This window comes from Streptomyces yokosukanensis (assembly GCF_001514035.1).
Lineage (GTDB): Bacteria > Actinomycetota > Actinomycetes > Streptomycetales > Streptomycetaceae > Streptomyces > Streptomyces yokosukanensis.
Window position 1 is genome coordinate 327283 of sequence record NZ_KQ948215.1, and the last position, 21123, is coordinate 348405.

General features: G+C 74.2%; 18 protein-coding genes. 4 read left to right on the top strand and 14 right to left on the bottom strand.

Going from position 1 to position 21123, the window contains the following annotated elements:
• The 7 genes from AQI95_RS25765 to AQI95_RS25795 form a co-directional block, all read right to left on the bottom strand.
• Complete coding sequence (locus AQI95_RS25765; RefSeq protein ID WP_067128388.1) at positions 1-3321, bottom strand: SAV_2336 N-terminal domain-related protein; 3321 nt, start codon at positions 3319-3321, stop codon at positions 1-3.
• 23 nt (positions 3322-3344) lie between these two features.
• A complete protein-coding gene (locus tag AQI95_RS25770) occupies positions 3345-4295 on the bottom strand; it encodes an AAA family ATPase (protein ID WP_067128391.1) in 951 nt (316 codons plus the stop codon).
• Positions 4292-6436 carry a VMAP-C domain-containing protein gene (locus AQI95_RS25775; protein ID WP_067128394.1) on the bottom strand — a complete coding sequence of 715 codons (2145 nt, stop codon included), beginning with the start codon at positions 6434-6436 and terminating at the stop codon, positions 4292-4294. The genes AQI95_RS25770 and AQI95_RS25775 overlap by 4 nt, the downstream gene beginning before the upstream one ends.
• Positions 6437-6439: 3 nt before the next feature.
• The gene (locus tag AQI95_RS25780; RefSeq protein WP_067128397.1) at positions 6440-6832 is read right to left on the bottom strand and encodes a CU044_2847 family protein; all 393 of its coding nucleotides are present in this window, start codon (positions 6830-6832) and stop codon (positions 6440-6442) included.
• Positions 6833-6929: 97 nt separating this feature from the next.
• Positions 6930-9260 (bottom strand): excinuclease ABC subunit UvrA, encoded by a 2331-nt coding sequence (locus AQI95_RS25785; RefSeq protein WP_067128400.1) that lies wholly within the window; start codon positions 9258-9260, stop codon positions 6930-6932.
• Positions 9261-9292: 32 nt separating this feature from the next.
• Complete coding sequence (locus AQI95_RS25790) at positions 9293-9481, bottom strand: antitoxin (RefSeq protein ID WP_067128403.1); 189 nt, start codon at positions 9479-9481, stop codon at positions 9293-9295.
• Between the two features lie 74 nt (positions 9482-9555).
• A complete protein-coding gene (locus AQI95_RS25795) occupies positions 9556-10563 on the bottom strand; it encodes an LLM class flavin-dependent oxidoreductase (RefSeq protein ID WP_067128406.1) in 1008 nt (335 codons plus the stop codon).
• A 65-nt stretch (positions 10564-10628) separates the two neighbouring features.
• Between AQI95_RS25795 and AQI95_RS25800 the strand changes: the two genes are divergently transcribed.
• Positions 10629-11120: a phosphatase domain-containing protein gene (locus AQI95_RS25800; protein WP_067128409.1), complete on the top strand. Its 492-nt coding sequence runs from the start codon at positions 10629-10631 to the stop codon at positions 11118-11120.
• Positions 11121-11144: 24 nt separating this feature from the next.
• Here the strand turns inward: AQI95_RS25800 and AQI95_RS25805 are convergent, their stop codons facing one another.
• The gene (locus AQI95_RS25805; protein WP_067128412.1) at positions 11145-11360 is read right to left on the bottom strand and encodes a dodecin; all 216 of its coding nucleotides are present in this window, start codon (positions 11358-11360) and stop codon (positions 11145-11147) included.
• 209 nt (positions 11361-11569) lie between these two features.
• Here AQI95_RS25805 and AQI95_RS25810 point away from each other — a divergent pair, with 209 nt between their 5' ends.
• Positions 11570-12823 (top strand): extracellular solute-binding protein, encoded by a 1254-nt coding sequence (locus tag AQI95_RS25810; protein WP_067128414.1) that lies wholly within the window; start codon positions 11570-11572, stop codon positions 12821-12823.
• Position 12824: 1 nt separating this feature from the next.
• Here the strand turns inward: AQI95_RS25810 and egtD are convergent, their stop codons facing one another.
• From egtD to egtA, 4 genes are read right to left on the bottom strand one after another with little or no spacing between them, the layout of a single operon-like run.
• Complete coding sequence (gene egtD, locus AQI95_RS25815; RefSeq protein WP_067128417.1) at positions 12825-13784, bottom strand: L-histidine N(alpha)-methyltransferase; 960 nt, start codon at positions 13782-13784, stop codon at positions 12825-12827.
• Positions 13781-14596, bottom strand: coding sequence for an ergothioneine biosynthesis protein EgtC (gene egtC, locus AQI95_RS25820; RefSeq protein ID WP_067128420.1), 816 nt, complete (start codon positions 14594-14596; stop codon positions 13781-13783). The genes egtD and egtC overlap by 4 nt, the downstream gene beginning before the upstream one ends.
• Positions 14596-15933 carry an ergothioneine biosynthesis protein EgtB gene (gene egtB / locus AQI95_RS25825; RefSeq protein WP_067128423.1) on the bottom strand — a complete coding sequence of 446 codons (1338 nt, stop codon included), beginning with the start codon at positions 15931-15933 and terminating at the stop codon, positions 14596-14598. Before egtB ends, egtC begins: the two co-directional genes overlap by 1 nt.
• The gene (egtA, locus tag AQI95_RS25830; protein WP_067128426.1) at positions 15930-17279 is read right to left on the bottom strand and encodes an ergothioneine biosynthesis glutamate--cysteine ligase EgtA; all 1350 of its coding nucleotides are present in this window, start codon (positions 17277-17279) and stop codon (positions 15930-15932) included. The genes egtB and egtA overlap by 4 nt, the downstream gene beginning before the upstream one ends.
• A 279-nt stretch (positions 17280-17558) precedes the next feature.
• On the opposite strand from egtA, the gene AQI95_RS25835 reads away from it, so the two are divergent.
• On the top strand, positions 17559-18401 hold the full coding sequence (locus tag AQI95_RS25835; protein WP_067128611.1) for a TIGR02452 family protein: 843 nt from the start codon (positions 17559-17561) through the stop codon (positions 18399-18401).
• A gap of 6 nt (positions 18402-18407) precedes the next feature.
• On the opposite strand, the gene AQI95_RS25840 is transcribed toward AQI95_RS25835, so the two are convergent.
• Together AQI95_RS25840 and AQI95_RS25845 are read right to left on the bottom strand one after the other, a co-directional pair.
• Complete coding sequence (locus AQI95_RS25840) at positions 18408-18854, bottom strand: type II toxin-antitoxin system PemK/MazF family toxin (protein WP_067128429.1); 447 nt, start codon at positions 18852-18854, stop codon at positions 18408-18410.
• Positions 18855-18979: 125 nt separating this feature from the next.
• The gene (locus AQI95_RS25845; protein WP_067128432.1) at positions 18980-19393 is read right to left on the bottom strand and encodes a hypothetical protein; all 414 of its coding nucleotides are present in this window, start codon (positions 19391-19393) and stop codon (positions 18980-18982) included.
• A 153-nt stretch (positions 19394-19546) separates the two neighbouring features.
• Here AQI95_RS25845 and AQI95_RS25850 point away from each other — a divergent pair, with 153 nt between their 5' ends.
• Positions 19547-21118 (top strand): hypothetical protein, encoded by a 1572-nt coding sequence (locus AQI95_RS25850; protein ID WP_067128436.1) that lies wholly within the window; start codon positions 19547-19549, stop codon positions 21116-21118.
• Positions 21119-21123 lie beyond the last annotated feature (5 nt).

A 21123-nucleotide genomic window follows, 5' to 3' on the forward strand; every position in this document is an offset into this window, starting at 1 on the left:
CTACGGCAGCGGGCCCACCGCCAGCTCCGCCAGCCGCAGATAGGCCTCCACGCTGGCCGCGCGCAGATCCTTCAGCTCCCAGCGCGGCGACTGCAGGGCGGTGTCGAAGGGGACGTGCACCACATGATCGGGCGGGATGCCCAGCCGTCGGTGGAAGTCGGGGGGCAGCCCCCGGCGGTGGGAGCCGTCGGTCCGGGTGGCCACGACGACCGCGTGCTCCGCCGCCTCGTGGCGCCCCGCCTCCCGGATCCGGTCGAGCGTGCGCACCGCGTCGTCCCGGAAGGAGTCGGCGGTGCCGCAGCACACGATGAGCCGGTCCGTGTGGTCGAGGACCATCTCCAGCGCCGGATCGGTGCGCACCGGCGCCCAGTCGGTGAGTACGAAGGAGTAGTACGGCGCCGTATGGGCCAGCACCCGCAGGTACTCCTGGGCGTGCGCGGCGTTGGGCCCGTAGTGCCCGGCGCGGTGCGCGATCACCTCGAGGCCCGAGCCGAGGCGTGTGGTGTGGGCGCGGATCCGATCGTAGGAGGGGCCGCGGGACAGGGCGGCCAGATCCCGCGGCACGGCCCGGTCGCGGCCCTGGGGCAGGAAGGCGGCGAGTGCCCCTTCGGTGGCCGCGCCGTCGACGGCGAGGACGGGTTCACCGCGCACGGCGGCCAGCAGCGAGCCCAGCGCGACCGTCGTGGTGGCCCGGGCGCTGTAGTGGTGGGCGCTGATCAGCGTCAGTCGCCTGCTGAACGCGAGCGGCTCGCGCAGCCGGGCCAGCCGTTCCTTGGTCTGCGCGCGGGCCGCCTTGAAGCGGGACAGCGGCAACTGCCCGGCCTGCGGCTGCTCCTGGGGCGCGGCCGGCGGGGTGAGCCGCACGGGCGCGGCCGGCCGGCCGACCGCCGGCGTCAGCGGGGCCGGCCCGTCGTCGCCGCCCCGTAGCCGGGCCAGGGCGATGTACTTGGCCAGGGCGTCGGCGACCTCGCTGGCGGTGGGCCGGCGGGCCGGGGCGTCGTCCAGGCAGCGCAGCACCAGGCGGCGCAGCTGCTCCCAGCCGTCGCCCTGCCACAGATGCATGCCCTCCGGCAGACTCGGCACCTCCACGCCGGCCTTGCTGCTGATCAGCTGCAGCAGCGCACCCAGCGCGCGGATGCTGTCCGCGGCGGTCGGCGCCGGACCGGAGCCCAGATACCGGCCGTCGACGGCGTAGTCGGACAGATCGGCGAGCGCCACGGTGCGGCGCAGCACGTACACGCTGTCCATGGTGAAGTCGGCGGGCACCAGCCCCGCCGCGTGGCACAGGGCGAGCGCGTTCGCCACGTGCCAGGACACCAGCAGACCGCGCACGAGGTCGAACGGGGCGGTGCCGTGCTGCAGGGACCGGGCGAACACCTCGGACAGCCGCGGCGCCCCACCGTCCCTGGACTCCCGGTCGCCGATCGGTGCCATGGCGACCCAGGGCGGGGAGTCCGCCAGCCCGCTGGCGAGCAGCGCGGGCGCGTACTGTCCCTGCAACCGGGACATCGCCTCCGCCTCCGTCGCGATCAACTGGGCGTTGGCCGCCGGAAGATCGGGCCGGGGCGTGCGCAGCACCACCTCGGTGCCCTGCGCGTCACTGCCCCGGTACAGGACGGTACGGCGGCCCTGGCGCCGGTCGCGCAGCGTGTACGGGCCGAGCCGCACGGGATCCGCCCCGGTCAGCGGCGCCCAGCCGTCGGCCGCCTCGGCGGTCCGCTCCGGCCCCCGGGCGGGCACGCCGGGGAACCGGTCGAAGGACACCCCGAAGCGGGCGAGCAGTCGGCGTTCGACACTGGTGAACGGCTGGTGGGTGCCCGGCAGCTGGGCCGAGCCGTCCGGATGGGCCAGCCAGGCCGGGAAGTCGGGCGAGTTGCCCGCGAGTTCCTCCAGATGGCGGCCGATCCGGCGGCTGGTGCGCAGCAGTTCGGCCTGCGGGACGGAGTCCAGCAGCACCGACTTGGACTCCTCGGCGAAGTCGAACACCCGGTGCTTGGCGGGCAGCGGGCCGGGCACCGGCGCCGGATGCGGCCGGACCAGGCCGCCCAGGAACACCTCCGCCAGATGCGAGGTCGTGGCCGGCCACGGCACCGCCGACTGCACCAGCCGCATCACCGGCACCGACAGCGGCGAGACCGCCGCGAGATGGGCCGCCAGCCGGTACGCCTCCGGGGTGGCCGCGTCCCGGAAGTGCTGGGCGCCGGTCAGGTCCCGGGCGTCGGACACGCTGCCGTACGGGTCGGGGTGGGCGAGCAGCGGCAGCTCCACGGTGGTGCCGGGCGAGGCGAGCAGCCGCGCCCAGTCCCGCAGCGACTCGGCGGTCGGCTCCAGGACGGGCACGGGCACCGTGTCGAAGGAGGACAGCTCCGGCGGCAGCACCGGATCGCTCACCTCCCAGGCCGCGTTGGCGCCGCCGATCCGCCGCGTGGTGGCCTGCCAGCGCTCCGCGGCGATGCCGGAGGCCTCCCACATGTCCGGCGGCAGCGTCTGCAGCACCGCGGTCGGGCCGCGCGTCGCCCACCGGGCCAGCAGCCGGTGCAGGGCCCCGGAGCGCCAGGCGGCCCCCATGCCGTCGCTGACGACGAGGACCAGGGTGCGGCCCGAGGGGTCGTTGACCGTGCTCAGCGGCAGGGCCCCGCTCTCGGGCCGGAACGGCCGTGCGTGCAGCCGGGGTTCGCGGGCGGCGCGGGTGTCGAGGCCGAGGACCCGGGTGGTGGCGAAGGCGCCCAACCGCTCCAGCAGGGTGCGCAGTTCGGCGCCGAGCCGGTGCCACAGCAGCATCGACAGGCCGTCGTCGACGAGCAGCGCCAGATTCAGCCAGCGCTCCCGCACCGGACGCTCCACCACGTCGGGCAGGCCGGTCTCGGCGAGCTGGGCGGCGGTGCGCTCCTCGTCGATCTCCATGCGGTGGCGGCTGTCCAGACGGCGGCGCAACGGCCGCAGCGCCCGGCCGAGCTGGAGTTCGTCGCCGAGGGCCTTGTCCTCGGGCACCCGGACCGGCATCGCCCGGCGCGACTCCGGCGCGGACGGGGCGAGCCGCACCTCGGGCACGGGATCGCGCCGGGCCGCCGCGTACAGGGCGGGAGCGGTGAGGTCGGGCAGGTCGGGGTCGGCGGGGTCCGGCGGCTGCGGCTGCCGCGCGGCCGGGCCGGGCTCGGGCGCGGGGTCGGGCGCCGTGCGGCCCGGCGGCGGCTCCGGCTCGCGCAGCAGCGGCGCGTCGGCGCCGGCGGGCAGACGGCGGGCGAGCCACAGCACGTCGAGGACCTGGTCCGCGTCCAGATCGTGCCCGCAGGCGGCCAGCACCCGCAGGGCCTCGGCCATCCGCCCGCCCCCGCCCGCCACGGTCACATCGCCCCGGTGAGCTGGTGCAGTACGGCGTCCAGCAGACCGTCGGCGTCCAGGTCGACGCCACCGGTGCGCAGGAACACGGCGTTCAGCAGCTGGTCGGTGGCCAGTTCACCGAGGGCGCGGCGGCGCAGGAACGCGTCGATCAGGTCGTCGGCCTCCCGCAGCGCCTCCTCGCCCAGGTGCGCGGCGACGATGGTGCGCAGCCGCTCCTCGTCGGGCACCGGCAGCTCCAGCCGCAGACACCGGCGCAGAAAGGCGGGCGGGAAGTCCCGCTCGCCGTTGCTCGTGATGATCACGACGGGGAACTCGGCGCACTGCACGAGCCCTTGGTGCACGCGGACCGTGCCCCGGTGGTCGGAGGTCTGCACCTCCACGTCGGCGGTGTCCTCCGGCAGCCGCACCAGCTCCTTGATCTCGAAGTAGCCCTCCTCGAACACGGTGAGCAGATCGTTGGGCAGGTCGACATCGCCCTTGTCCATCTCGTCGATGAGCAGACAGCGCGGCGCGGCTGACGCCACCAGTGCCGTACCGAGCGGCCCGAGCCGGATGAACTGCCCGATGGACGGCTCGCGTTCACCGCGGTCCCGGCTGAGGGTGGTCTCGCGCAACCGGCCGATCGCGTCGTAGACGTAGAGGGCGTCCGGCACCGTGGAGCGGCTGGTGACGGACCAGCGCAGCAGCTCGCCGAGGCGCAGTTCGAGCGCGACGGCGCGGGCCAGCGACGACTTGCCGGTGCCCGCGGGCCCGGTCACCAGCAGCGGACGGCGCAGATGCAGCGCCGCGTTGACGATGTCGGCGTGCCGCGGGTCGATCACGTACGGCAGCTGCGGACGTGGCGTGCGCGCCGGGGCGAAGCGCCGCCAGGGCGGGGCGGAGGGGAGGGCGACGTCCCGGGGCACGCCGTCGCCTCGGAACAGTCGCCAGTCGGCGTCGGCGGCGGAAGTCATGGGCCCTCCTGGGGTTCGGACAGATGCAGCCGAGGGACGGTGCGGTCGGCGTCGGCCCAGGCGAGGACCGGACGGCCGGGGAACTCGGGTGGATTGGCCTGGGCGTTGGCCCGGTAGCTGTGGACGCCGTCGGGCAGTTCCCGGGTGGCGACCTCGGCCATGTGCCGGACGCTGTGCGAGGGGCCGTCCTCGCCGCGGTCCCACATCACCACAGGTATGCCCAGGGCCAGGCAGGTCTGCACGATGCGGTCCCGGGGAGGACCCGGGGTCACGTCAACGCAGACGCGTACCGTGTCGAGTTGGTTGACGAGCTGGGAGTAGAGCGTGTCCCGTTCGGCGGGATCGGAGACGACGAGCGTCTTGCCGGAGTCCAGCCGGCTCCATCTGCTGCGCCAGCGGGAGACGAACCGCCCGTTGCGGCGCAGGAGTTCGGGACAGTGCACGACCAGCGGGAACTCCACGCCGAGCACGCCCGGCACCAGCTCGGCCGGATCCCGCGCCGCCCACTCGTCGACGGGCAGATTGAGCCCGCCGCGGTCCACGAGCACCTCCACCAGCGGGGGGCGCTCGTCCTCGGGCGGGGGCGTGAGCGAGTCCAGGACCCGCAAGACCTCACGGGCCGCCTGCGAGGCCGCGTACGTCCGCACGCTCTCGGTGGACACCTGCCGGGGCCCGGCGCCCTCGTCGCACCAGATCCGCAGCCGGTGCCGCCCCCGCCCGGCCTGCGCCACCTGCACCAGGACCCGCACCCGCGCGGCCCGTCCGCGCACCGAGCGCGCCCACTCCTGGGCGTCGTAGCGGCGTTCGCCCAGCGCGGAGCGCGTGATGCCGAGCCGGCCCGCCACCCCGTCCGACCAGATCCGCAGCCGGGCCCGCGGGGTGTCGGGGGCGAGGGCGGCGAGGTACTCCAGCACCCGCAGCAGCGCGGGCACCCGGCGCTCGTCCCCGCTCGCCCGGCCGTCCCCGGGCAGGATCTCCAGACGGTCGACCAGCGCGTCCACGCTGTCGCCGCCGGGCTCCGCGGCCAGATGCGGCAACGCGGCGCGGACCGACTCCGGGAACCGGCCCAGCACGGCGGGCGCGAGGGCCCGCAGCTGTCTGCTCAGGTCCGCGTACTCGACAGGGGACAGCAGCCGGGGCGTGCGGGAGAGGGCGCCGGCGGCCAGCAGCCGGTCGGTGGACGTCGGGTCGTCCCGGCGCAGCAGCCCGGTCAGTGCCGCGAGGGCGCGCGGATGGGTCAGCAGGAACGCGGCGAAGTCCTCTGCGGAGGGCGGGCGGACGTCGCTGCCGTGCTCCGCCCCGCACAGCCGGGCCAGCCGGCGCGCGCAGTCGCCGCGCCCGCTGGGGGAGGGCAGCGCGTCCTCGATCGCCTGCACCAGCAGCTCGAAGGCGTGCTCGTCGGTGTCGGGCGGCGTCGGCCGGACCCGCTCCAGCACGCCCAGGGACCGCAGTTCGGCCTCGACGGACTGCCAGGGGATGACCCAGCTGCGCCGGATGACGTTCTGGAAGTCGAGCGGGAGCGGGTCCCCGGCGTCGTCGAGGGGCATGAAGTGCCCGGCGACGAGGCCGACCACGGCCTTCTCCTCGTGGCACCACAGGGGGCCGCCGCTGTAGCCGGGGCCGACGGCCATACCGGTGGGCGCGCCGTCGACAAAGCCGTGCGGGCCGTTCAGGGCGGCGACGGTGAGCCTTGCGACGGTGGCGTCGCGGCTGCTGCCGTGCCAGGCGTCGAGCTTCTGGCCGACGGACAGGGGGGCCTGGCGGGGGCCGCCGGGCAGCCCCGCGGCCGGGGTGTCGACGCGCAGCACGGCGAGGTCGCCGAGCCACACGTCGACGCCCGGTCTGACCGGTCCGCCGTCCCGGGCCCGCGGCGGGATCCAGTGGGCGACCCGGGCGATCCGGCGCGAGGACCCCGCGGTGGACCCGCGCACCTCGACGGGCACGTCCCGGGCGCCCGGTGCCGCGGTGTGGAACATGTCCCGGCCGAGCGCGGCATTGACGACATGCGCGCAGGTCAGCACCGTGTCAGGGGCGAGGACGAGCCCCGCGCCCGCCGTCCTGCCGTCCTCGGCGCGCCGCACGGTCACGACATACCGGGACGGGTGGACGGCACCCTCTCCCGCAGTGTGGAACCAGCCCACCCGTCACTCCGCGCGGGTCGTTCCGCTGTCCGGAACGGGCTTCCAGCTGGCGGTGACGGTGAGATGCGCCTGCCCGGCGGCCCCGACGATCCCGAACTTCAGATCCTGGCCGACCTGCACCCCGAAGGTCACGCTCAGCTCGGTCGGCGGCTCGGGCACCGCCGTGGCCGCGTCGTGGACCTCCTGCAGCAGCGGGCCGATGGGGCGCAGCGCGCCGCGCAGCGCGTCGGCCGCGAAGTTCGCGACGGCCCGGCCGCCCGCCCCGACCGGCATCACCCGGCCCAGCCCCGCGGGAAGGTCGTCGTCCGGCGCGGCCGGGGGCGCGCCCGTCCCCGGGGCGAGCACGAAGCGGACCGGTGTGCCGTCGTCGAGTTCGAGTTCGGGTGAAGTGGACACCGCGACATTATCGTCAAGGATCACCGGCGCTCGCCTCCGGCGGGCCAACTCGGTTACCACATCGATGCATTGGGCATGCGTCGGCGGTGCGCGGCGCTCAGGGCACGACCCGTGCCAGGTACGGCGCCGTGGCGCTGTCCGCCGACCGGGCCACCCGCTCCGGCGGACCGCACGCCACGACCCGGCCGCCCCGGTCACCGCCGCCGGGTCCCAGGTCGACCACCCAGTCGGCGCCCGCGACCACCGTCATGTCGTGCTCGACCACCACGACCGTGTGCCCGGCGTCGACCAGCCCGTGCAGCCGGTCCATCAGCACCTCCACATCGGCCGGGTGCAGTCCGGTCGTCGGCTCGTCCAGCAGATAGAGGGTGTGGCCGCGCCGTCCGCGCTGCAGCTCGCTCGCCAGCTTGATCCGCTGGGCCTCGCCCCCGGACAGCTCGGTCGCCGGCTGCCCGAGCCGCAGATAGCCGAGGCCCACGTCGAGCAGGGTGCGAAGGCTGCCGCCGGCGGCCGGGACGTCCGCGAAGAACTCCGCCGCGCCCTCCACGGTCAGATCGAGCACCTCGGCGATGGTCCGATCCCGGTACGCCACCTCGAGCGTCGCCGGGTTGTAGCGGGCGCCGCCGCAGTCCGGGCAGGGCGCGTACGTGCTCGGCAGGAACAGCAGCTCGACGCTGACGAACCCCTCGCCCTGGCAGGTCTCACAGCGCCCTTCGGCCACGTTGAAGGAGAACCGGCCGACGCCGTATCCGCGCGCCCGCGCCTCCTCGGTGCCGGCGAACACCTTGCGGACGACGTCGAACAGGCCCGTGTAGGTGGCGAGGTTGGAGCGCGGGGTCCGCCCGATCGGCCGCTGGTCGACCCGGACCAGCCGGTCCACGCCCGCCAGATCCTCCGTCAACTCGCCGATCAGTGTGGACTTTCCCGATCCGGAGACTCCGGTGACGGCGGTGAACGCGCCGAGCGGGAACTCGGCCCGCACCCCGCGCAGGTTGTGCCGGGTCACCGGACCCACCGTCAACCAGCCGCGCGGCTCGCGGACTTCACGCGCGGGCCCGGGGGACTCGTCGAAGAGGAACGCGGCCGTCGCCGACTCCGCCACCGACGCCAGCTCGGCCGGCGGCCCGCTGTACAGCACGCGTCCGCCGTGCTCGCCCGCGCCGGGCCCCACGTCCACGAGCCAGTCGGCGCCGCGCACCACCTCCAGGTGGTGTTCGACCACGAACACCGAGTTGCCCGCGGTCTTCAGCCGGTCCAGCACGGTCAGCAGCGCCTCGGTGTCCGCCGGGTGCAGCCCGGCGGACGGCTCGTCCAGCACGTACACCACGCCGAACAGCCCGGAACGCAGCTGTGTGGCGAGCCGCAGCCGTTGCAGCTCGCCCGCGGACAGGGTGGGGGTGGCCCGGTCCAGGCTCAGATAGCCGAGGCCCAACTCGACCACCGGCGCGATCCGGGACGTGAGGTCCTCGGTGAGCACCCGGGCCGTCTCGTCCCGGCCGTCGAGCGCATTGGCGAGGTCGGTCAGCGGCAGTGCGGCCAGGTCGGCGATGGTCCGTCCGCCGAAGGTCACCGCGAGCGCCTCGGGCCGCAGCCGGCTGCCCCCGCACACCTGGCAGGGCGTACTGGTCAGGAACCGCTCCGCCTTCGCCCGCAGCGAGGCGGACCTGGTGTCCGAGAACGTCTTCAGCACATACCGGCGGGCGCTCATGTACGTGCCCTGATACGGCCGTTGGATGCGGTCGGCGTCCCGGACGGGATGGACGGTGACGACCGGCTGCTCGTCCGTGAACAGGATCCACTCCCGCGCCCCGGCGGGCAGCTCGCGCCAGGGCCGGTCCACGTCGTGGCCGAGCGTGTCGAGGATGTCCCGCAGGTTCTTGCCCTGCCAGGCGCCCGGCCAGGCGGCGATGGCGCCGTCGCGGACGGACAGCGAGGGGTCCGGGACCAGCAACTCCTCGGTGGTGTCGTGCACGTGGCCGAGGCCGTGGCACTCGGGGCAGGCGCCGGCCGCCGTGTTCGGCGAGAACGCGTCCGAATCGAGGCGCCGCGCACCGGGCGGATACTCCCCGGCGCGCGAGAACAGCATGCGCAGCGAGTTGGAGAGATTGGTGACCGTGCCCACCGAGGAACGGGAGGTGGGAGCCGCGCGGCGCTGCTGCAGCGAGACCGCCGGCGGCAGCCCGGTGATCTCGCCGACCTTCGGCGCCCCGACCTGGTGGATCAGCCGGCGCGCGTAGGGCGCCACCGACTCGAAGTACCGCCGCTGCGCCTCGGCGTAGATCGTGCCGAACGCCAGGGAGGACTTACCCGAGCCGGAGACGCCAGTGAACACGGCCAGTACGTCGCGGGGGATGTCGACGTCGACGCCTCGGAGATTGTGTTCACGGGCGCCGCGGACGCGGACGTACTGGTCCTGAGGGCTGTGCATAGGCGCACAACTCTAGCCGCGCCCGTGCGCCGCTACTGCGGAGGGTTGTCCTGGCGGTTCTGGTCGATGTACTCGTCCGCTTTCTTCTGCGCGGTGTCGACCTGGGAGCGGTACTTGCCCTGGGTCCTGCCGTCGATCATGTCGCCGGCCTTGTCGACGCCCGTCTTGGCCTGGTCCTCGTGGCCCTTGAGCATCTGCTTGAGCTTGTCCATCACGGACATGGCAGCCCTCCTCGTCGATCGGGACTTCCCCTCCCAGGGTCACCGGCCCCGGGCCCGCCCGCATCTCGGGGCCGTCAGCGCTCCGGCGCGAACAGCGCGGCGAGCCGGCGATGGGAGTCCAGCAGGGCCGTACGGTCATAACTGCTGGTGGTGACCAGGACCTCGTCGGCGCCCGTCTCCTTCAGCACCGTCTCCAGCTCATGGGCGACCCGGTCCCCGGTGCCGGCCAGGTGCCCGGCGAGCCCGGCCTCGTAAAGGCCCCGCTCCTTCCCGGTCATCGGGCGGGCCTCGATCTCCTCGGCCGGGGCGAGCGGCGGGAAGGTGCCGTGGGTGCGCGCGTACGCCGTCGACCAGGCCTCCGGGACCAGCAGCCGCCGTGCCTCCTCCTCGGTGCCGGCGACCGCGACCGTCCCGGAGATCACGACGTACGGCTCGCGGGCCCAGGGGGAGGGGCGGAAGAGAGTGCGGTACTCGTCGATGCCGCGCAGCATCTTCTCGCGGCCGCGCAGGTCGCCGATCACCATCGGCAGCCCCGCGCGCGCCGCGATCCGCGCGCCCTCGCCCATGGCCAGGACGAACGGCGGCACGCGCAGCCCTTCGGCGGGCCGCGCCCGCACCCCGGTCGGCGAGCCGCCCTCGAACCAGCCGAGCAACTCGCCGAGCTGTGCCGCGAAGTCCTCGGCGTCCTCCTTGTCCCGGCCGAGGGCCTTGCGCACCCCGTCGGTGAAGCCGACGGACCGCCCGAGCCCCATGTCGATCCGGCCCGGGAACAGGGACTCCAGGACGCCGAACTGCTCGGCGACGACGAGGGGCCGGTGGTTGGGCAGCATGACCCCGCCGGTGCCGACCCGGATCGTCCGGGTGGCCGCGGCGACCGCGGCGGCGAGCACGGTCGGGGCGGATCCGGCGACGCCGGGCACGCCGTGGTGCTCGGACACCCACAGCCGGTGGTAGCCGAGCGCCTCCGCCCGCTGGGCCAGCGCGACGGTGTCCCGCAGCGCCTGGCCGGGCGGATGCCCCTCGCGGGTGCGGGAGCGGTCGAGGAGGGAGAACCGGGTCCGGGCGATCACTGTGCTGCTCACGCAGGTTTCAACGTCCTGACGGGTCGGGGATTCCCGCAGGCGCGGCGCCTGGCTAGGGTGGCCGGGTGACCGACAGCAGCAGGCGACCACTCGCCGTGTTCGACCTCGACAACACCCTGGCCGACACGGCTCACCGGCAGCACTTCCTGGACGCGAAGCCGAGGGACTGGGCCGGGTTCTTCGCCGCCGCGCCCGCGGACCCGCCCCTCGCCGAGGGCGTCGCGCTGGTCGTGGACAGTGCCCGCACGTGCGAGGTGGTCTATCTCACCGGTCGCCCCGAGCGGTGCCGGCGCGACACGTTGGACTGGCTCGCGGCCCACGGGCTGCCGGAGGGGCCCGTCCACATGCGCGGCAACGCCGATCGCAGGCCCGCCCGGTTCGCCAAGCTGGAGATCCTGCGCCGGCTCGCCCAGGACCGCGAGATACGTGTTCTCGTCGACGACGACGAGCTGGTCTGCGACGATGCCGAGCGCGCCGGGTTCACCGTCGTACGGGCCCGCTGGGCCGCGAAGTCCGAAGTGCTGCAGGAGGTCCAGGAGCGGGAGGGCCGCACCTGAGACGGGAGAGGGGACCGGCTCGCGTCAGGTCTCGTCCTCGATGCGGAAGCCCACCTTCAGCCCCACCTGGTAGTGCTCGATCCGCCCGTTCTCGATCTGGCCGCGTACCTGGGTCACCTCGAACCAGTCCAGATTGCGCACTGTCTGGTCGGCGCGGGCGATGCCGTTGCGGATGGCCTGGTCGATGCCCTCGTGCGAGGTGCCGACGATCTCGGTGACGCGGTAGGTGTGATTCGACATGAGGGTGCTCCTCTCGTGTCACGCCGTACTCCACCGTGCCCCATCCCCGCTCCGCCCGCACGGTGTCCCGGAGATACCGCGGCCGACCCTTGACCTCCGCATTGGTCCATACCAAAATCCAGCACACCCGTACGAGCGGCACCGCTCGTCCCCCCACGTCGGGCCCCCACCCCTGTCCGCACCCTTCGCCAGACAGAACAGGACCCCTCGTGAGACGACGTCTGCTCGCCCTCGTGTGTGCCACCGGTTGCCTCGTGAGCGCCTGCGGGATGCTCCCGGGCGAGCACGAGCGCAAGACCGTCACCGTGTGGCTGATGAAGGACAGCGCGTCCAAGGACTTTCTCCGGCGTTTCACCGAGGACTTCGAACGCACCCACACGGACCTGCGCCTCGACATCCGCATCCAGGAATGGACCGGCATCGTCGACAAGGTCCGCAAGGCCCTCACGGACGACTCCGGCCACGGACCCGACGTCATCGAGGTCGGCAACACCCAGGTGCCGCTGTACGCGGACGGCGGCCGGCTCGCCGACCTCACACTGGAGTCGATGCGCGACTGGGGCAAGGACGCCTGGCTGCCCGGCCTCGCCGAGCCCGGCAAGGACGGCAACGCGCAGTACGGCATCCCCTGGTACGCGGCCAACCGTGTCGTCGTCTACCGCAAGGACCTCTTCGAGGCGGCCGGCATCACCCGCCCCCCGAGGACCCGCGCGGAATGGCTCACCGACACCGAGAAGCTGAACTCCGGCGGAATCCAGGGCATCTACCTCGCCGGACAGGACTGGTACACCCTCTCGGGGTTCATCTGGGACGAGGGCGGCGACCTCGCCGAGCAGCGGGACTACAGATGGAAGGGCACCCTCGACAGCCCGGCCGCGCTGCGCGGCATGGACTTCTACCGGCGGCTGCAGGCGCTGGGCGCCGGCCCGGCGGACGCCGACGAGGAACACCCGCCCCAGGCCGGGGTGTTCGCCGGCGGCAAGGTGGCGCAGATCGTCGCCGTACCGGGGCTCGCCCAGTCGATCGTGCGGCAGAACCCCGGCCTCAACGGCAAGCTGGGCTTCTTCCCGGTGCCCGGGAAGAGCGCCGCACGCCCCGGCACCGTGTTCACCGGGGGCTCCGACCTCGTCGTCCCGGACAACACCGGGGACCAGTTCGCCGCGACCGCCGTCGTCGGGGCGCTCACCGGCGCCAAGTGGGACACCGAACTCGCCCGCACCATGAACTACGTGCCCAACAAGACCACGCTGGCGAGCGCGGTCACGGGCGAGGAGGGGGTCGCCGCCATGGCCGCGGGCGCGGCGCACGGCCGGGCGACCCCCAGCACCCCTCAGTGGGCCGACGTCGAGGCCGACAACCCGATCAAGGAGTACATGACCCGGGTGCTGGGCGGAGCGGACCCGGCGGCCGAGGCCCGCCGGGCCTCGGCCAGGGTGACCGAGCGGCTCACGCCGGACGTCTGACTCAGCGCACCACGCTCAGCGACAGCGCGAAGCGTGCCTCGCTGTCCGTCCACCAGTGGGTCAGCTCCAGGTCGGCGGCGGCCAGTTCGGCGCTCACCCCGTGCCTGCGGAACTTGGCCGACACCTCGGTGCGCAGGTCCTCGCCCGCCGCGAAGTCCACGGCGAGGTCGAGCGCGGGCACCTTCACGGTCTGCGCGGTACGGGAGCGCAGCCGCATCTCGATCCACTCGCGCTCGGCGTCCCACAGGGCCACATGGTCGAAGGCGTCCGGATCGAAGTCGGCGCCCAGCTCGCGGTCGACGACGGCCAGCACGTTCTTGTTGAACGCGGCCGTCACCCCGGCCGCGTCGTCGTACGCCCGCACCAGCACCCGCTCGTCCTTGACCAGGTCCGTGCCGAGCAGCAGCCCGTCGCCCGGCGCGAGCAGCGAGCGCACGGAGGCCAGGAACTTCGCGCGCTCCTCGGGCAGCAGATTGCCGATCGTGCCGCCGAGGAAGGCCAGCAGCCTGGGTCCGGGGGTGGCGGGCAGGGTGAGCGGGGCGGTGAAGTCGGCGATCAGCGCGTGGACTTCGAGATCCTGGCGGTCCTCGACCAGAGCCTTCCCGGCCTGGGTGAGGGCGCTCTCGCTGACGTCGACCGGGACGTACACCGAGGGCTCGAGCGCGTCGAGGAGAAAGCGGGTCTTCTCCGAGGAGCCCGAGCCGAGTTCGATCAGCGTACGGGCACCGCTCGCCGCGGCGATCTCACCGGAGCGGGTGGCGAGGATCTCCCGCTCGGCGCGCGTGGGGTAGTACTCGGGCAGCTCGGTGATCTGCTCGAACAGCTCGCTGCCGCGCGCGTCGTAGAACCACTTGGGCGGCAGCCACTTGGGGTGGGCGGTGAGGCCGTTGCGGACGTCTGCACGCAGCGCGGCGTCCGTCGCGTCCTCGGGGAGGGTGCGGGTGACAAGCAGGGGGCTCACGTGCAGGGCTCCTTCGGTGATGGGGGTGCCCCCGCTCGAACTGAGTCGAGAGTGGGGGAGGACGCTGGATCCTCCAGCGGTGCGAGCAGCACGCCGGCGCGGCTCGCGGTGAGCACGGTGCGGTCGGGGACCTCCTGCCAGAGCGGGTCGTCGTCGTACGGTTCGGAGGCGACGACCGTGCCGCGGCCGGGCTCCGTGCGGTACCAGAGGCTGTCGCCCCAGGCGGTGGCGGCGATCGTCGCGCCGTCCGTGAGCAGCAGGTTGAGCCGGGAGGCGGGCGCCGCCTCGGCCAGCCGGCGAACCGATGCGCCGAGGGCCTCGGCCGGCTCGTCGCCCGCGCGCAGCCGGTGCAGGACCAGCGCCCAGACGAACGCCGAGTCGGTACGGGCCTCGAGCGACAGCAGCTCTACCGGGGGCAGGGCGGACACCAGCGGGGCGGCCGAGTCCGGCCAGCCCGCGACGGCGCCGTTGTGGCTGAACAGCCACCGCCCGGACGCGAAGGGCGCCGCGGCCGCCTCGCCGTCCGCGCCCGCGACCGTCGCGTCGCGTACGGCGGCGAGCACGGCGCCGGAGCGCACCACCCGGGCCAGGTCGGCGAAGGACGGGTCGGCCCAGATCGGCCCCGCCCGCCGGTAGCGCGCCGGCACCGGGTCCTGCGGGGCATACCAACCGACCCCGAAACCATCGGCGTTGACCGTGCCGTAGCGCTGCCGCCGGGGCGCCCACGACTGGCGCAGCAGACTGTGCTCAGGCTCCGTGAGAAGCCGCCCGAGGGGCTCCTCGGGCCCCACATAGGCCAGATGACGGCACATCAGACGGCCTCCGAGCGGGCGGTGCGGAACCCGGAGAAGATCTGCCGCCGGATCGGATAGTCCCAGTTGCGGAACGTGCCCCGGCAGGCCACCGCGTCCACGGCGAACGAACCGCCGCGCAGCACCTTGTGGTCGGAGCCGAAGAACACCTCCGAGTACTCCTTGTACGGGAAGGCCGTGAAGCCCGGGTACGGCAGGAAGTCGCTCGCCGTCCACTCCCAGACGTCACCGATCAACTGCCGTACGCCGAGGGGTGACGCGCCGGCCGGGTAGCTGCCGGCGGGTGCGGGCCGGAGATGGCGCTGGCCCAGGTTGGCGTGCTGCGGCGCCGGGTCCGCGTCGCCCCAGGGGTAGCGCAGTGAGCGGCCGGTGGCCGGGTCGTGCCGGGCGGCCTTCTCCCACTCCGTCTCGGTGGGCAGCCGGCGCCCGGCCCAGCGGGCGTAGGCGTCCGCCTCGTACCAGCACACATGCAGCACCGGCTCATCGGGCGGCACCGCCTCGGTGACCCCGAAGCGGCGCTGCAGCCAGTGCGCGCCGTCGCGGCGCCAGAACAGCGGCGCGGTGATCGAGTGCCGCTTGATGTGCGTCCAGCCCTCCGGCGCCCACCAGCGCTCGGTGTCGTAGCCGCCGTCCTCGACGAACGCCCGGTACGCCGCGTTCGTCACCGGAGTGGTGTCGATCCAGAACGGCTCCACCTGGCGGACGTGCGCCGGGCGTTCGTTGTCCAGCGCCCAGGGCTCGGCCGAGGTGCCCATCGTGAACGGGCCGCCGGGGACCAGGACTTCGGCCGGGCCGGTGAACGGCGCGGTCGGCTCCGGGTCCGGGGCGGTCAGGGCCTGCGGGCCCCTCCTCAGCTGATGGGTGATCAACATGGTCTCGTCGTGCTGCTGTTCGTGCTGGGCGATCATCCCGAAGGCGAACCCGGCCTCGGTCAGCCGGGAGCCATGGAAGTCGGCGCCCTGCAGCAGGTCCATGACCCGGCCGCGCACCTCGGCCGCGTAGTGGCGGGCCTCGGCGGGCGGCAGCAGCGGCAGCGAGGGCCGCTCGGCCCGCGGATGCTCGAAGGCGTCGTACAGGTTGTCGATCTCGGGCCGCATGGCGTCCCGGCCGCCCACCGCGCGCAGCAGCCACAGCTCCTCCTGGTTGCCGATGTGCGCGAGGTCCCACACCAGCGGGGACATCAGCGGCGAGTGCTGGGCCGTGAGGTCCGGTTCCTCGACACAGCTGGTGAGCAGCGTGGTGCGGGCGCGGGCGGTGGTGAGCGAGGCGAGCGCCCGTTCGCGCAGCGCCTCGCCGTCCGCCTCGGGCGGCGTGGTCTCGGTCTCCGGGGCGGTCATGTGCGGATGTCCTTCCTCCCGTGGGCGGTGGCGGTACCCCCGGTGCGGCCGGGCCGGGCCGACAGCGGCTCGCTGCCGTCCAGCCGGTCCAGCAGATCGTCGGCCGGGCTGCGGCCTCGGGCGACATAGCGGTCCCGGTACGCGGCCACCGCTGCGGTGACCTCGGCGGTGGCGCCGATCCGCGGCAGGGCCTCCAGCGCCGCCGCGAAGCACAGGGCCGCGACCTCCCGCAGCTCCGGGTCGGCGAGCCCGGACCGGGCCGCGTCGGTCCACAGCGGGTTGTGCGGGGCGGGCAGGTTCAGGGCCCGCTCCGCGAGCGGCTTCACGCTCCGGTACGCGGTCTCGGCGGCCTCCGGATCGTCGAACAGCGCCGCCGTCACCGCGAGCGGCACGATCCATCCGTCGTCGCCGGGCTGCGCGTCGATCATGCGCAGTTCCAGGTGGCCGCGCGGCCGGATCGGCGGGAACAGGGTGGTCAGGTGATAGTCGAGGTCCGCCCGGGTGGGCGGCCGGGGCGAGCGGGAACGGGTCCACTCCCGGAAGGTGAGCCCCTCCGGCACGTCCCACGGCCCGCTGTCCCGCCGTACGCACATCACCGGCGAGTCCAGCGCATGGCGGGCCCAGGCGGCCCGAGGGTCGCCGTCCAGCGGGGGAGCGCCCGCGCGGCCGGCGCCTATCTCCATCCACATCAGCTGGCGGGTGGACTGCCAGCCCGTGGGCTCGCGGCCCATCAGCGGGGAGTTGGCGAACGCGGCCACCAGGACCGCCCCCAGCTGATGCGCCAGCCACCAGCGACGCACATGCCCGAGGGGGCCCGGCTCCTCATGGCCGGCGTCCACGCAGACCTGCACGGAGGCGGAGGTGCACATCATGTGCCGGCCCGCGGGACCGGTGCGGTCCAGACAGGCCTCCATCGCGTCGTAGCGCGGCTCGTGGAGGAACCTGCGGGGTGTGTGCCACGGGTCGTGGCCGATGCCCACCAGACCGAGACCCTCCGCGGCGAGGACGGCGCGGACGGCGTCCAGGTCGGCGGAGACGGTGGTGATGCACTCCATCAGGGAGGCGGCGGGCGGCGAACTCAGCTCCAGCTGGCCGCCGGGCTCCACGGTGAGCGGCGATCGCAGGGGCAGGGCCCGCAGTGCCGCGTAGACCGCCTGGAGTCGTTCGGGTGTCACGGGGAGCTGCGGTGAGCGCAGCTCATGGACGAGCCATTCCAGTTCGACACCGAGCGCACGGGGCGGCCCGGTCTTGAAGCAGATGCCCCTGACCAGGGCTTCCACCTCGGCTTCGGTGACGGCGGTACGGTGGTCCGTACAGTCGCCACCGTCACTCTGTGCATCGGACATGTCGGGATCCTCCTGAGATTCCACCATGCCACCGGCCCGGTTCGATCGTCGGGCCAGGCAGACATTGCGTTCCACCCAAGACCCTCGAGCCGATTCGCACAAGGGTGCCCCGCGGTATGTTCCGGTTCGGTCACCTCCGTTTCCGTACGTGTTCTCCGGGCCGTTCCGGGTGCGGGAAACCCCGTTGCGCGCCATCACCAGCATCGCCCAGGATGCGTGCATGAGCACGACGGGGGAGACCGCGCCGGCCGCGGGTACGGCGTCCACGGGGGTGGCGCCGTGAGCGCGCGCCTGCGCGGGATCGCCACGGAGACGGAAGCGGTCGTGGCCACGGGCCGGTATCGCACGGCGGACGGCCGCGAGGTGTCCGTCGGTGCGCGGATCGAGGCCGCGCGCAGCGGCACGCGGATGTTCGGCCCGCAACCGGTCCCCGTGCCGCACCCGGATTCCCGGCCGCAGGCCCGCACGGTTTTCGAGGTCACCGGCGAGAGCAGCCTGCAGGCCGCCCACCGGCTGGCCGACGCGCCGGTCGCGGTCCTGAACTTCGCCTCGGCCCGCAACCCGGGCGGCGGCTACCTCAACGGCGCGCAGGCCCAGGAAGAGGCCCTGTGCCGCGCCTCCGCGCTGTACACCTGTCTGCTTCAGGCCCGCGCCTTCTACGACCACCACCGCGCCCACCGCGACCCGTTCTACACGGACCGGGTGATCCACTCACCGGCCGTCCCGGTCTTCCGCGACGACCGGGGCCGGCTGCTGGCCCAGCCGTATCTCGCGGGCTTCCTGACCGCGGCCGCCCCCAACGCGGGCGTCGTACGGCGTACGGAACCGCGGCGCGCCGCCGACCTGCCGGGCGCCCTCGCCGTGCGGGCCGAGCGGGTGCTGGAGACCGCCGCCGCCCACGGCTACCGCCGCCTGGTGCTCGGCGCCTGGGGCTGCGGCGTCTTCCAGAACGACCCGGCCGAGGTCGCGGGCGCCTTCCGGGCGCTGCTCGGCCCCGGCGGCCGGTTCGCCGGCACCTTCGAGCACGTGGTGTTCGGGGTGCTGGACCGGACGCCGGGAGCGACGGTCCGGGAGGCCTTCGTCCAGGCGTTCCCCGAGGGCGCGCCCACGGCTGCGGCGTGAGGTGCGTCAGGTCCAGCCGTAGCGCTCGTGCAGCCGCTGCCGGACGAGGTTGAACCGCATGCGGTCCAGTGCGCACGCCTCACGGCGCATGCCTTCCTCGTGCAGTCGCAGCACACGGTCCACGTCCACCCACGAGTCACGGTCCGACCGGTCCCACGGCCCGCTGCCGATCGCCACCCACTCCCGGTCGGCGTCGTGCCGCTTGCTGGACAGCTGCACGGCGAGGAAGGTGCCCGCCGCCTCCCGGGCCACGACCAGCACCGGGCGGTCCTTGCCCCGGCCGTCGTTCTCCTCGAACGGCACCCATGTCCATACGATCTCGCCGGGGTCGGGGTCGCCGTCGTGGGCCGGGGAGTACTCGGTGCGCACCCGGCCGACCTCGCGCGGGTCGGCCTCGGTGGTCGCGTGGGGGCCGTACCGGCCGGGGACGTTCTCATCGGTATACGTGGTCACGCAGGCACCCTAGTGGTCGGCTTCCCGGGCGCAAGGGGCGCCTGCCGTCCGAGCGTTGTGCGGGCGAGGCGGCGGGTGCGTGCCGTGGCCGGGCCGGTGGTCGAGGGCGCGGACGGTGCGGACGGTCAGGCGTCCGGGCGCGTGCCGATCCGCATGCCCGGTCGGCGTCGATGCACGGTCGCGTACGTCAGTCCCGCCGCACCGGCGGTGATGCTGCGCGGCGCACCGTGCGGCAGCCAGACCAGGGCGCCCTCGGCGAGCGGTTGAGGTGCGTCGCCGGGCCCCCTGCCGAGCACGCCGTCCCCGGCCACGACCAGGAGCAGCACGTCCAGTAGGGGCTCGACATGGGTCGTGATCCGGTCGCCCGGGGCGATCCGGACCACGTTGGCGTCGAGCTGCCGTCCGCTCTCGGCCAGCGCCCACAGCGCTCCACCGGGCAGGGGCGGGGTCTCGGCCAGGGCCCGGGTGTCGCACAGCACGCGCGCGTGCGCCGGGGTGCGGTCGGCCGGCCCGGTGCCGGCCGCGGACGGCGGCGTCATCTGGTCTTTTCCTCGACTCTTGGGTTTCCCGGCCCACAGTCCCCCGCTCCTCGGAGGATATGCCGTGCCCCACCCGTGTGTTGGGCCGATCGCCTAAGGTCTTCGGCGGGGGACCGCGACGGCGGTTCGGCGGTACGGGGGGAGACCGAGGGCATGCGCACGCCTGAGCAGATCTGGGAGGACGCGGACCTTCCCGCGCGGCGGCTCGCCGGCCTCGCCCTCAATCCGTCCGCGACGCCGGAGGTCCTTCTCCGGTTGCTCGCCGAAGGGCCGCTCGCCGTACGGATGGTGCTGTGCCGGGACCGTGATCTGCCGGGTGCGGTCGTGGACGCCGTGATCGCGCACCCCGACCCGCGCACCCGGAGCTTCTTCGCCGTCAACCCCCATGTCGATCCGGCACAGCGGGCGCGGCTGGTGGACGATCCGGAGTGGCTCGTGCGCGCCCATGTCGCCCAGGGGCCGCGGGCGACCGAGCCGGACCGGCCGAAGCCGCTGCCCGACGCCGCCGTGGTCCGCATCCTCACCACCTACGAGCCGGAGCACCTCTGGTCGCTGTACCGGAACGTGTCCCCCGAGCTGATGCGCTCCCTGGCCGCCCACCCGGACGCCGAGGCGCGGCGCCACGGCGTCTTCCACTGGAGCCGGATGTCCGACGACGAGCGGGCCGCGCTGCTGGCGGACCCGGACGAACGGGTCCGCGAGGCTGCGCGGGCGTGTGCGCTCCACGAGGATCCGGCGTGGGTGGAGAGCCAACTGCCGGACCGCCCCTGTCACTCCCGCACCCATCTGCTGCTCCACTCCGCGCTCAGCCGGGCCGTCGTCGAGGGCGTGCTCACCGCACCGGCGGACGAGGACGACACGTGGATGATCGCCGGCAACCCCACGCTCCCGCCCGACACGGTCGTCCTCCTGGCCGCCGACCCGGACCCGAAGGTGCGGGAGCAGATCGCGGGCCGCGCGGATCTCGGGCCCGCCGAGCGGCACGTGCTCGTCGCCGACCCGGACCCGGACGTCCGCGGGGCGGTCGCCCGCCACCCCGACCTCGACGCGGACGAACGTCGTACCCTCGCCACGGATCCCGATCCGCGCGTACGGCTGGCCGTGTCCGTCCACCCCGGCCTCAGCGAGGAGGAACGGGCCCGTGTCGACTACACGGTCCCGATGGACCGCCCCTTCGGCGCCCACGCCGCACCCTGGCCGCCACGGGACCCCGAAGCCGTCCGCAGGGACGCCCACTCCGGGCACCCCCTGCTGCGCCGGCGTGCCGCCCGGGAGCACACACTGGCGCCGGACCTGGTGGCGCGCCTGGCCGAGGACGACGACCTCGGCGTCCGGGTGCTGCTGGCCCAGAACCACCCGGACGCCCCGGCGGAACTGCTGCTGCGCAGCTTCCTGGAGTACACCGGACCCGAGCGCGCCCGCCTGACCACCCGGCCGAACTTTCCGTGCGCCGGGTTGGCCGGCTGTGCCGACCATGAAGACCCGCTGGTCCGCGCCCTGGCCGCACGCGACCCGCAGACCCCGCCCGGCACCGTGGACCGTCTGACCAGGGACCCCGATGCGCAGGTGCGCTCCGGGGCCGCCCGGCACCCGAACCTCCCGCCGGCCCGGCTCGCGGAGCTGCTCGCCGACGCGGAACTCGCCCACCGGGCCGCCGCCAACCCGGCACTGGACCCGGCCGTGACGCGGCGGCTCCTCGAGACGCAGGGCCGGGGAGCGAGGTGAGGCCG